This is a genomic window from Mycobacterium sp., from assembly GCF_050701515.1.
GTDB lineage: Bacteria > Actinomycetota > Actinomycetes > Mycobacteriales > Mycobacteriaceae > Mycobacterium.
On record NZ_JBOGDB010000177.1, the window covers coordinates 1 to 12,159 of the forward strand.

At 65.0% G+C, this 12,159-nt stretch carries 11 protein-coding genes and 1 pseudogene; 3 read left to right on the top strand and 9 right to left on the bottom strand.

The genetic code is table 11. From position 1 onward, the window contains the following. From ACRDU5_RS14785 to ACRDU5_RS14795, 3 genes and pseudogenes are all read left to right on the top strand, one after another. Positions 1–111, top strand: a pseudogene (locus ACRDU5_RS14785) (peptide deformylase); the annotation flags it as partial. A gap of 2 nt (positions 112–113) precedes the next feature. Continuing rightward, a complete protein-coding gene (locus ACRDU5_RS14790; protein ID WP_526615342.1) occupies positions 114–1,010 on the top strand; it encodes an N-acetylglutamate synthase, CG3035 family in 897 nt (298 codons plus the stop codon). 2 nt (positions 1,011–1,012) lie between these two features. Beyond that, positions 1,013–1,813 carry an exodeoxyribonuclease III gene (locus tag ACRDU5_RS14795; RefSeq protein ID WP_526615343.1) on the top strand — a complete coding sequence of 267 codons (801 nt, stop codon included), beginning with the start codon at positions 1,013–1,015 and terminating at the stop codon, positions 1,811–1,813. Here ACRDU5_RS14795 and ACRDU5_RS14800 read toward each other — a convergent pair. The 9 genes from ACRDU5_RS14800 to ACRDU5_RS14840 form a co-directional block, all read right to left on the bottom strand. Then, complete coding sequence (locus ACRDU5_RS14800; protein ID WP_526615344.1) at positions 1,810–2,679, bottom strand: hypothetical protein; 870 nt, start codon at positions 2,677–2,679, stop codon at positions 1,810–1,812. The two genes, ACRDU5_RS14795 and ACRDU5_RS14800, sit on opposite strands and share 4 nt — an antisense overlap. Before the next feature lie 91 nt (positions 2,680–2,770). Beyond that, positions 2,771–3,061 (bottom strand): hypothetical protein, encoded by a 291-nt coding sequence (locus ACRDU5_RS14805; protein WP_526615345.1) that lies wholly within the window; start codon positions 3,059–3,061, stop codon positions 2,771–2,773. Positions 3,062–3,082: 21 nt separating this feature from the next. After that, a complete protein-coding gene (locus ACRDU5_RS14810; RefSeq protein ID WP_526615347.1) occupies positions 3,083–3,703 on the bottom strand; it encodes a hypothetical protein in 621 nt (206 codons plus the stop codon). A 47-nt stretch (positions 3,704–3,750) separates the two neighbouring features. After that, a complete protein-coding gene (locus ACRDU5_RS14815) occupies positions 3,751–6,525 on the bottom strand; it encodes a helix-turn-helix transcriptional regulator (protein WP_526615348.1) in 2,775 nt (924 codons plus the stop codon). A gap of 272 nt (positions 6,526–6,797) precedes the next feature. Then, complete coding sequence (locus ACRDU5_RS14820) at positions 6,798–7,733, bottom strand: lysophospholipid acyltransferase family protein (protein WP_526615349.1); 936 nt, start codon at positions 7,731–7,733, stop codon at positions 6,798–6,800. A gap of 40 nt (positions 7,734–7,773) precedes the next feature. Then, positions 7,774–9,534, bottom strand: coding sequence for an MFS transporter (locus ACRDU5_RS14825; RefSeq protein WP_526615351.1), 1,761 nt, complete (start codon positions 9,532–9,534; stop codon positions 7,774–7,776). A gap of 90 nt (positions 9,535–9,624) precedes the next feature. Beyond that, a complete protein-coding gene (locus ACRDU5_RS14830; RefSeq protein WP_526615352.1) occupies positions 9,625–10,548 on the bottom strand; it encodes an amidohydrolase family protein in 924 nt (307 codons plus the stop codon). 39 nt (positions 10,549–10,587) lie between these two features. Next, entirely contained in the window at positions 10,588–11,898 is a 1,311-nt protein-coding gene (locus tag ACRDU5_RS14835; RefSeq protein ID WP_526615353.1) for a hypothetical protein, read from the bottom strand. 17 nt (positions 11,899–11,915) lie between these two features. Further along, the coding region (locus tag ACRDU5_RS14840; protein ID WP_526615355.1) for a hypothetical protein at positions 11,916–12,159 on the bottom strand (244 nt) is incomplete at its 5' end.

Sequence of the window (12,159 nt, forward strand, 5' to 3'; positions counted from 1 at the left end):
TTGATCGGCCGGCACGCCCGCAGCGCGAAGCGGGCGGTGAAGTCTCACGGCTGGGGGGTGCCGGGGTTGACGTGGATGCCGGGCGAGGACCCGGATCCGTTCGGTCACTGATGGTGCCCAATCTGCCGGCGGTGGGCACCAGGGTCAGTCTGCGATACCGGCTGCCGACCGGGTCGGTGCCGCCGCTCACCGACGTGATCGGCCACCTGATGCAAACCGATCCGCGGGTGCGGGTGCAGACGAAAACCGGTGCGGTGGTGGAGATTGCGCCCGGGGACGTCGTTGCGGTGCGGGCCCTTACGGCGGTGCCGGTGCGAACATCGCAGATCCGGGCGACCGAGCACGCCGCGGCGATGGCCTGGTCAGGCATCGAGCAGCGGTGGCTGGACGGCTGGCTGCTGCGCAGCGCGAACGGCCACACGCACCGGGCAAATTCCGCTGTGCCGCTTGGAGTCGAGGCCGACGCCGGCGCACTGCCCGCGATCATCGACTGGTACGCCCACCGCGGCCAGACCCCGTGGCTCGCGGTACCCGACCGGCTGCTGCGGCTCGCCAAAGACGTTCCGGTCCAACTCGAAACGGTCGTCATGGTGCGCGAGTTGCCCGACGGCGAGCCCGACACAACGGTCAAGCTGGCACCGCGACCCGACGAACAGTGGCTGCGGATGTACGAACGAAAGATTCCCGTGGACGTGTTGACCGCCGTCATCGACGGCGTTGTGGTGTTCGCCACCCGTGGCGCCGCCGGTGTCGGGCGGGCGGCGGTGACCGTCACGCCCGACGGCACCCGCTGGGTCGGGTTGTCCGCCGTCCGGGTGGCCGAGGACCAGCGCCGCCACGGCCACGCGCGCGCCCTGTGTTCGGCACTCCTGGCCTGGGGTGCGCAGCAGGGTGCAACCCGCACCTATGTGCAGGTATTGGCTGACAACGCCGTTGCGATCGAGCTGCATGAGTCGATGGGTTTCACCACTCAGCACCGGACCCGTTATATCGACGCCCGTAACCTTTAGACATGCGGCTGGCCACCTGGAACGTGAACTCGATCCGGGCCAGGGTCGACCGCGTCACCGATTGGCTGGAGCGCGCCGACGTCGACGTGCTGGCCATGCAGGAGACCAAGTGCGCCGACGACCAGTTCCCCACCATGCCGTTCGCCGCCATCGGCTATGAGGTCGTGCACTGCGGCTTCAACCAGTGGAACGGCGTGGCGATCGCGTCGCGGATCGGCCTGCACGACATCGAGGTCGGCTTCGACGGCCAGCCGACCTGGAGCGACAAGCCCGAGGTGGAAGCGGCGGCCGAAGCGCGGGCGCTGGGCGCCACGTGTGACGGCGTACGGGTGTGGAGCCTGTATGTGCCCAACGGCCGGACGGTGGATTCGCCGCACTACGGCTACAAACTGGAGTGGCTTGCCGCGCTGAAGGATACGGCGCACAAGTGGTTGGCCGCCGATCCGACGGCGCAGATCGCGCTCACCGGTGATTGGAACATCGCGCCCACCGACGAAGACGTGTGGAGCGTCGAGTTCTACCGCGGCAGCACACACGTCACCGAGCCCGAACGTGCGGCGTTCAGCGCGATCGTCGACGCCCGGTTTACCGACGTGGTAAGGCCTTTCACGCCGGGGCCGGGTGTCTTCACCTACTGGGACTACACCCAGTTGCGGTTCCCGAAGAACCGGGGAATGCGCATCGACTTCATCCTCGGCTCACCGGCATTCGCGCAACGCGTGACGCACGCCGAGATCGTCCGCGAGGAGCGAAACGGCAAGGCCGCCAGCGATCATGCGCCGGTCTTGGTCGAACTCGCCTAGCTGGCCGTCACATTGAGCGCTGTGCCGTTGTTACCCGGAGTGTTGTCGCCGGCACCGCTGACTTGTGCGTGGATGGCGCCCAACCCCGGACCGGTAAACCGCACGATCACTGCGGGAGCGCCTTCCTCACCCTTTTTCAGATTGCCCCCCGTGCAAGTCAGCGCCGAGGTCTCACCACCGGATGGTGGCCTGGGCGCACAGCTGAAGCCGTTTGCGGCCCAGCCGCCCGCTACTGCAGCCTGATCACCCAGCGTCGCCACCCCCGATGTCGATACGTTGACCGTGATGCCGCTCGCGTCGTTGCCGCCAGGATTGCGCAAGGCGACCAGATAGGCAGGAGATCGGCTGGCTTGGGGAGCCGCGTTTCCGCGGATGTTCTGTAGCGCCACGTCCGACGGGGCAGTCACCGGATCGGTGCAGACCGTGTTGGAGCTTAGGTAATCCGTGAAGGAGATAGCGCCAACTTTGTCGTCCCAATCTATCTTCACCTCGACCCGGGCACAGATCGGCACGCCAGGCGGAATGCCGGTCACCGTACCGGTGGCTATCCGCCCGTTGCCCTGGACAGGACCCTGCTTATCGTTCGTCCAAGTGTCGTCGACGGGATTGCCCCACGCGATGACCCTGTAGCCCGACTCGCGGGCGGAGTTGTCGACAAAGGTGACGTAAGCGGTGTCCCCCTCGGTGCGCACGTTCTGGACCACGGGCGGCTCGGCGCCGCGATCGGGCTGATCGCCTTCTCCCGGAAGGGCGCCCGCAGGATGGATGCCGGGCCCGAGCACCGATCCGGACGCCACCAAGATCCCGACCGTCGCTAGTTCGAGGACAGGACGAATTGGGCGACGGATCGCGCGTTGAATGGTCATGATTCTTTCCTACCTTGCCTATCTTGTGACTTGACGTTACGAAGTGGCAGTAGGCCTACGCATCGGGTGTTTCCCTATCTTTTTGCCGTTTTTAACCGGTAATGCGCGCGTCCACTGCTTTCGTGAGCCGCTCGGCGGGGATGCCGGCCCGGCGACAGGTCTCTGAAACGGTGTTCGCCGAGTGGGCGGCGAACACCCCGTAGAGCACCTCGTCGGTGGGCACGGCCAGCGTCATCAGCAGCCGTACGGATGAGCCTTCGTCGCGCATCGTCGCAGCACAGTCCTCCAGCTTGGCCGCTGTGCGGTCGAGCTGGCCGGCGGTGAGCTCGGGCCGGTACCACTCCACGAGGTAGCACGGCAGGGTGGGCGCGTGGATGCTCATTGCGTCAACTTCGGCTTGACCCTAATTATCGTTGGAGTCCAGGGGATTCGTGCCGTTGTCGTCCTCTGCGCCGTCGTTAACCCCGTCACCGTCGGTGTCCGCCTTCTTCGGATCGGTCCTGTAGCCGTTCTCGTTCCAGCCGTTGATCTCGTCTTCGTCGAACATGCCGTCGGCGTCGCAGTCGTTGGGCAGTCCGCCGGGGCACTCCTCGCCGCCACCCTGGCCGGCGCCGTTGTTGGGCACCTTCGGGTCGGTGAGATCACGGAAGACTTCGTCGCCGTCGTTGACGCCGTCGCCATCGGTGTCGGCCTTGAATGGATCGGTGCCCCTTTGGACCTCGTTGCTGTCGGGGAAATTGTCGTCGTCGGGGTCGTGATGGCACGGGTTAGTACCGAGCTCAACCTCTTTGCCGTCGGAAAGCTTGTCGTAGTCGGTGTCGTACAACTTCGGATCCGAGCAGACCGCGCGCTGCTCACGCCAATCCTCGATGCCGTCGTTGTCGTTATCGGGCATCGCGATCGCGGGCGGTGCGGACACGAACAACGCGCCCGAGAGCATTGAGCCGGATAGGAGCAGTGCGGCGGCCAGGGCTTCCGCCATGCGTCGGCCAACGCCATGGCGGTGTGGGTTATACGTCGACATGGCTCGACGCTATTGAGTGCGTCTACGCCGCCGCATCGGGTGTTTCCCTATGTTTTGGCTCGCGCGATCATCCTGCCCAGCTCGGCTCGGGAGTGGATGTCGAGCTTGCGATAGACCCGAGCGAGATTTGCCTCGACGGTTTTCGGGCTGATGAACAACGCCGCCGCGACGTCCCGGTTCGTCATCCCCGAGGCCGCCAGCTCGGCGACCCGCCGTTCGGATACCGTCAACTTCCCGGAGCGGTCGTGCCCGGCGGTGGTGCGGTCCAGCTCGGCGCGGGCCCGATCGGCCCACAGCGGGGTACCCATCGCCTCGAACGCGGTCAGCGCCTCACGCAGGGCGACCGTGGCAGCGTCCCTGCGGCGCTGTCGACGCTGCAGTTGGCCCAAGAGCAGTTGGCTACGGGCCCGATCGAAGGGCATCGGTAACCGCTCGTGGTGGGTCAACGCCGCCTGCGCGGCCACGGTTGCCGCGTCGACGTCGCCGCGGGCGGCCAACAGCATGCTTCGACAGCGTGCGCCGACGGCGAGCATCCACGGCCGGTCCAGCCGACGGCCGTTGCGCTCGAGCGCGTCGACGAACGGCTCGGCATCGTCAAGCCGGCCGAGATGGACCATCGCCTCAACGGCGTCTGGAACAAACTCCGCCAGGTATATCTCCGTTGCATCCATGTCCAGACTCGACAGCAGCGGCTCGAGCGTGGCCAACGCCGCTGCGTAGTCGCCCATTGACACATTGAGAAAGCCGGTGATCGCGATTGGCCACCTCTCCAACATGTGCGCGCCGCACCGCTGCATCGCCGCTAGCGCCGCGTTGGCGTCGGAGTCGGCCTGCTGTTGGTTTCCGGCATAGGCGGCCAGCGCTGCGCGCCACGTCAGGGCCCCCCCTATTGATACCTCGCCGCCGATCTGCAACGCCCTTTCCATGCCCTGCTCGGCGAGCTCGGCGGCTTCGCCGAAGTTCGCCCGCCAGATCTCGAGTTGAACGCTGTAGTAGGTGGCGTATATCCACTCGTGCTCCAAGCCGTGCTCGATGCAGTTGCGCCGGAAGAAAAGCATCTCCTTGTGGGCGCGCTCGAGCTGCCCGGACCAGCTCAGCAGGATCGCGTGATGTGAGCATGGCCGCACGATCACCTGAAAGCCGGAAGGGATAGCGCTGCCGGTGTAGCGGTCCTCCATCTCCAGCGCCGACCGCAGACTCGGTTCGTCAAGGCCGTCGCCGCGAAGGAATCGCAGAAACACGCGCAAGCTGATCGCCTGGCTGAGCAGCAGCGGATGCCCTAGGCGGGTTGCGTCTGTTACGGCGTCCTCCGCTCGACGCGACGCCTCTACAAGCTCGCCGGTGTTGAAGAGGGGTATGAGCATTGTGATCAAGGTCGGCACGCGCAGCGCCAGATCGTCGGGTGCATCGTCCAGGGAGCGCTCCATGGCGGCCACGCCTTCAACGAAACTATCGTCGAAAATTCGCACCGGACCCAGCAGGCTCAATGCCTGCGCTCGGAGTATGCCAGGCTCCAGTGCGGCGATGGTTTCCTCGAGTAAGACCCTTGCCCGCGCGGCGTTTCCTGCGTCGAAGTGGTTCGCCGCCAATAGGATCCGCCGCTCGGCCGTGTCACCGCCCAACCTGATCGCCAAATCGAGTAATTCGGCCGCCGCGGCCGGTGCCCCCCGCGCGCGCGCCAGCTCGGCGGCTCTATCCAAAGATTTCAACGTGTTTGGGTCGCCCCAGGCGACCGCCATGGCTAGATGCCTGGCTTGCAGCTCCGGCTCCTCGACGACATCGGCGAGCCTCCGGTGCATGTTGCGGCGTTGGGCGGCAGTGGCCTCGGAGTAGACGCCCCTAGCCAACAGCGGGTGCGTGAAATGGAGCCGGTGGCCATCGATGGTCACGATTCCCTTGTCTTCCGCGACAGCGAGCAACCCGACGAGGCGCTCCTCGTCATGGCCGGTGGTGCGTGCCATCAGTTCGACCGTGGGCGCGGGGACACAGGACGCCGCAAGCAGGACGTTCTGCACATCGGCGCCGAGGCTGCCGATCCGGGTCCGCACCAATTCTGTGAGCGTGGCCGGCAGGGGCACTTCTGAGCTCGGCGTGTCGTCATCCATCACACGAGCCAGCTCGATGGCATAGAACGGATTGCCCTGAGACACTTCGTGAATGCGTACGATTGCGTGCCTCGACACCTCCCGGCCGAGGCGTTCGGATACGACCTCGCGTATACCACCGAGGCTCAGGGGACCCAATGCGATCCGTTGAACCGCCCCGGGCCCTGGTAATTGCAGCCACGATGTGTCGCACGGGCCGTCCGGTTCCGTGCGCACGGTGCCAAGCACACCCACGCGGCCCGAAAGCCGCCGCGCCGCAAACCCGATGATCTGCATGCTGGAGGCGTCGAGCCACTGCAGATCATCGATCGCCAGTAACACCGGCGTCTGGTCCGCCAGACCCTTGATCACCGACAGAAAGGCAGCGGCCACCGCGCGCTGGTCCGTCGCGTTGCCATCTCCCTTGGCGCGCAACAGCACCCGGTCAATCGCGACCCGCTGCGGTTCGGGTAGTTCCGCCCATGCGTCCGGGTCGACCTCGTTCAGCATGTCCGCCAGCGAGGCGTACGCGAGCACCGATTCCGCCGCAGCGGGGCGAGCCGACAAGACGCGAAAGCCCTTCTCGCAACCCTGATCCACGGCGGCCAGCCACAGCGTGGTCTTGCCTATCCCCGCCTCGCCCTCCACCATCAAGGCCGTGGGTTCGACCGACGCCGAAGCCAAGAAGTCATCGATCGCGCGACACTCCACTGGACGGCTCAGTACGGGGGCTGCCATGGTGGGTGCTCCTGGTTTCAACGCTTTTGCGCCATCAGACGCAAGCGAATCGCTGGATTCCCATTCCGTCGTTTGCTGAGGGATGCCTGTGCGAGGAGGTGCGCGAGCACGGCAGAAGGCCCTGATTGACGCTGGCGTCGATAGACGCTGTTCACCTTGTCCGCACCCCCGAACCGGCACGTTCCATGAGTTGCGTTAGCTTATCGGCAAATGTCGGGGTTCACAGCCCATTCCGGTGAGTGTGCTGGCAAATTCTATTTAGAAGTCTGCGGTTAGCCAAACAGCGGGAGCGTGCGTTTGCGCGCCAGCGCGGTCATGCCCCGTTGAATGCTGTCCTGCACTTCGCAGTACTTGCCCTCGACGTACGCGGCATCATCGGCCCGCTCGGGATCATTGTCGAGTTCAACCGGCGGCATAAGTCGAGTTCTGATCTTTGCCGGTAACGGGAATTGCGGCAATGCCGCCGGCGCTACGCCCCATGGCAGCGAAATCGCCACTGGAAATACCTTCAGCCGCAACAGTTTGTCCAACCGCAGCAGTTGCGATACTCGGTCGCCGCGAATCAGCACCGGCATCGCGTCGGCGCCGCCGACGGTCGCGATGGGCACGATTGGCACACCGGCGCGGATCGCCATCTTCACAAACCCCTTGCGGCCGGCAAGATTTGCCCGATCGCGTTCATGCCATGGCCGCAGTGAATCGACCTCGCCGCCGGGCCACACCGCCACGTCTCGCCCCGCCGCCAGCGCTGTCGCCATGGAATCCGGGGCCGCGGGAAGCACGCCCATGGCGCGAAAGTATTTACCGATAACCGGAATTGCCATCAATGCATCGTGAGCAGTGCCATGCAACGGCCGGTCTTGGCCGAAGCGTCGCCACCACTGGACGCCCACCGTCCAGGCATCCCAGACAAACGGCGCACCAGAATGTATGCCCACCAACAGCACCGGCGATTCGGGCAGGTTCTCCCAGCCGTCCATCTCCATTCGGAACCAGTAGTCGACGAGCGCATTCCAGAAGAACTTCTGCCGCTGCATCGTGGTTTCATCCGGACCACTCAAATTCCACTCGCCGGCCCGATCGGCCACCCAGCCGGCCAGGCCGCCGTCTTGTTCATCTCGCCGGGCGTCCATCGCCTCTTGCGCCTGGTGAGCATGGTGCTCGGCTTGCTGTCGGATTTCGGGGGGCCGGTGATCGGTACTAACCATGTGGATCGAGTACCCAATCCGGCCACAAACCGAATCTGACCTAATCTCCGTCGTCGGCCCCGGCGTATCGGCCCGGGTTGAACAGTGAGGCCATCGCGCCGATCAGCATCATCACCGCGGCGGCGACGAAGACCACTGCGAGCCCCGAGTGGAACGGCTCGGTGAGCAGATGCGGGAAGAACGCCTGACCGGTCAGCACCTCGGCATTGACACCGGGCTGCTGCAACGCGTGGTACGGCTCGAGCAACTCCTCTATCGGGTTGTAGCCGAGGAACGCCGCGAACAGGCTGCCGACCGGCGGCAAGTTGGCCACCTCGTGCGCCACCGAGCCGGACACGCCCTGCTCCTGCAGCCCGCTGCTCAGAGCGGTGGGCAGCGTGTTGGCCAGACCGACGATCATCAGGGAGAAGAAGATGCCGATCGACAACGACGAGCCGGCGTTGAAGAAGGTCGCGCGCACACCGGACGCGGCGCCGCGCTCGGCGGCCGGAACGCTGGACATGATCGCGGCGGTGTTGGGCGCGGTGAAGATGCCGCCGCCGAGCCCGTTCAGGAAGATCAGCATGGCGAACACCCAGTAGTCGAAGTCCACCGGAATCAGCACCAGCGCGATGAACGACACGGCCATCAGGAGCATCCCGCCGACCGTGAAGGGCCGCGCGCCGAAGCGATCCGAGAGCGAGCCGGCCAGCGGACCGGCGATCAGGAAGCCCACCGTCACCGGCAGCATGTAGATCGCGGCCCATAGCGGCGTGGACTCGAACTCGTATCCGCGCAGCGGCAACCAAATCCCCTGCAGCCAAATGATGAGCATGAACTGCAAACCGCCGCGACCGACCGAGGACATCAGGCCGGCGAGGTTGCCCATCCCGAAGGCCGCCGATCGGAACAGCCGGACATTGATCATCGGCTGGGCTACCCGCAGTTCGATGAAGCAGAAGGCCACCAGCAATGCCAGCCCGAACGCGATCGATCCCAGCACCAACGGGTTGGCCCACCCCGTCGTGGAATCGCCGTAGGGCTGGATGCCGTAGGTGATTCCGGCGAGCAATGCGGTCAGCCCGACTCCGAACGTCAGGCAGCCCGCCCAGTCGAGCCTCCCGGGAGTGCGCACCCCGAGTTCCTTCAGCGAGCGCATGCTCCAGATGGTGCCGAGGATGCCGATCGGCACACCGACCCAGAAGATCGCGCGCCAGTCCCATTCCGCGAGCACGCCACCGATCAGCAGGCCGAGGAACGACCCGGATACCGCGGCGACCATGTTCACTCCCAGCGCCATCCCGCGCTGGTTGGACGGGAACGCGTCGGTGAGGATCGCCGCCGAAGACGCCATCAACATCGCGCCGCCGACGCCCTGGACCACCCGCCAGCCGATCAGCCACAACGCGCCGGCGTCGAGATGGAACGGGTCGAACGACAGCGCGATCGCCGCGGCCGTGAAGACGATGAATCCCAGGTTGTAGATGCGGACCCGGCCGAACATGTCGCCGAGCCGGCCGAACAACACCACCAGCACCGCGGTAACCACCAGGTAGCCCATCAGCATCCACAGCAGGTAGCTGACGTTGGCGGGGGCCAGCGGATTGAGGCCGATACCGCGGAAAATGGCCGGCAGCGAGATCAACACGATCGATGCGTTGATGGTCGCCAACAGCGTGCCGAGCGTGGTGTTGGACAGCACGACCCACTTGTAGAACGGGTGGTCGTGGTCGATTCGCCGGCGTCGACGGTCGGTTTCCGCGATTGCCGCGTCAGCGTCGGCTACCAGCGGGGGCTTGGTCGTCTCGATCTCAGTCGTCATCTACTTCGCTTACAGATCCATGGCACGGCACAGGCAAAACACATATGTTAGCTATACAAAGCAATCACCGCCAACTTCTATTCCGCCGCCTTAGGCGGACACCCTCGGGGCTCCCAGCCAATCGACGGCAGTGGCGCTGAGCAGCTGCGCGCGCTCGTCGGCGAATCGACCGGCAAACACTTCGTGGTAAGCGCGGTACAGCTGGCTGAAGGTAGATCGGAGCGTCTCGATTGGTAGGTCCGACCCCAACATGCAACGTTCGGCGCCAAACAGGTCCACCACCCCCTCCAGCCACGGCCGGATTGCCTCGGTGGTCCACGAACCGAAGATGGTGCCGATCGCGTCGATGCGGGTGGCCACATTGGGCCGGGCGGCAAGCGGCGCCAGCCGCGCCAGGTGGATGCGACGTCCGGTGGCGCTCAAGTCGTCCGGCCAGCCGAAGTGGTCGACGACCATCCGCAGGTCGGGAAGGCGCCGGGCGAGGTCGGTCACCACACCGAGCTGACCGGGGCTGGATTCGATGACAGCTACGAGCCCGGCCTCATGAACCAGCTGAAGCGCGGCACCGAGCGAGTCGAGGTGGTTATCGGGCGCTCGCGCGGTTCCGGTGCTCCCGAAGCTGTCGGTGAGGCGAATCCGTATGGCAGTGACCAGATCGATGTCGCGGACCTGGTCAACCAGGGAGGCGAAGCTCGGATCGTCCGGGTCGGCCAGGGTCACGAGGCCAACCAGCAGCCCGTGGTCGTCCTGATTGCGGACCCAGTCGATGGCGGCGAGCGGATCGGCGGTTCCGGGATCCGACCACACGGCGCCATCGATGGCGAGGCCCGAGGTTGCCTCCCGATAGTCGTCCACGGTGTACCGGTCTGGTAGCGAGTCGTAATCACCGAGCATCGAGCGCAGCAAGTTGCGATCCGAGAGCCAGAACACCGGGTTGAGTGTTTGGTCCCACAGGTGGATGTTGCAATCGACGATGCGGTCCAGGCGAGCGCTGGTGGCATAGACGTCGTTCACCCGACGGACGCTACCGGGCGGGAGGCGCGATTCTCGGCACTAGGTCAGCACCAACTCGTCACCGCGCGGGGCAGAGAGCGCGATCTCATCGACGCCGCCGACTTCGCCGTGCACGTGCAGAGCGTCGGAATCCCTTCCGAGAGCCGAGATCCCACCGGCGACTTCCAGACTGTCGACCACACCTTCGATTCTTACGGTGACGATGGAGTCACCAGCAGTGCGGATTTCGCCGCCGACGGCGATTCGACTCGCCTCCGCCCCAGGCTGGACGCTCAGCGCGGTTGCACTCAGTTTCATCTGCACGCCCTTGACCAGGCTCAGCCCCTCACCGCCGCTGGTAGTCAAGTCTTCGGCTATTTCCAACAACGGCAGTGGTTTGCTGATCTGGACCCCGATCGAACCGTCGCCATGGGTGGCAATACTGGCAAAGGATGCCTGCTGCAGCGACCCGGCGTAGAGGTTGAAACCGCGCGCGCCGGTTCCGTAAGTTGTCACAGGCGCCCGAACGTCGAGTCGGCCCAGATCACCGAAGTTGACGAAGCCGATACCACTCGCACCGTGAGAGGTGATCGGCTGCAGTGCTATCCAGGTGTCGACGGACCCCCAGTTATCCAGCACCATGTCGTTCTGGCCGCCAGTGGTAATCGTGCCGGTATTGAGCACTTCGCCGACGTGAGCACCGCTGATCACGAAGACGCCGCCGCTGATGAGGTCTGGGGTCGCCGCTGGGATCCCACCGTTGGTATAGACGTCGCCGGTTCGCAACGTGGTGACCTGTACTCGTCCACCGTCGGCAAGCCCGTCCCAGTTGTGGTGACCGCCGACGAACACGCCGGTCCCGCGGATCGGATGCTCGGGAGATCCGGCGCTGATATCGAGCAGCTCGGCGGTGATGACCACTGACGCGTCGCCCTGGGTGTTCCACAGCGTGAAAGCACCTTGCAAGGCTTCGCATCCGAAACCGTGTGGACGTTGCGGTCGGCCCCGCACATCGGCGCGATCCACGTGCAGTCCCTCCACCTGCACATGTCCGCCGCCGACATTGTCGGCAGCGAGGAGTAGCACCTGGCCCGTCGTGCGGACGTCGCGGAGGCGCAGGGTTCCCAGACTCGCAACGCTGGTGTCATTGAGAATGGCCACCTCGTCGACGGGCACGTTGACGGTTACGTCGCTGAGTTCATTGTCTCGAGTCAGACGGATCCCCTTGGCGCCGAATGTCAATGTCCCACCGCGCAGTTTGACTCCGGGAGCGAGCGTCACCATCGGCGAGCCGGTGATCTCTCCCTTGACCTCAATGTGCGAGACACCAGCGTCGAGTGCCGCTTTGAGGGATTGCGCGTCGGTCACCACGTGCCATGACTGGGACATCAGGTCGTCGGATATCCTTCCGAGCCTTCTCCGAACACTTCCGGGAAGACCAGCACATCCTTGTACCGTTCGCGAATAGCGAGCATCTCGTCCACGCTCATCGGTACCGGAGCCTCATCGCGTTCAACCGAAGTCGCGCGGACATACGTCTCGAATCCTGGACGATCAAAAATCCAGAGAACGGTGGCATCGGTGTCGCCGATGTTCGTAAACCCCATCTCAGTGTTTTTCGGCGCGTAAGCG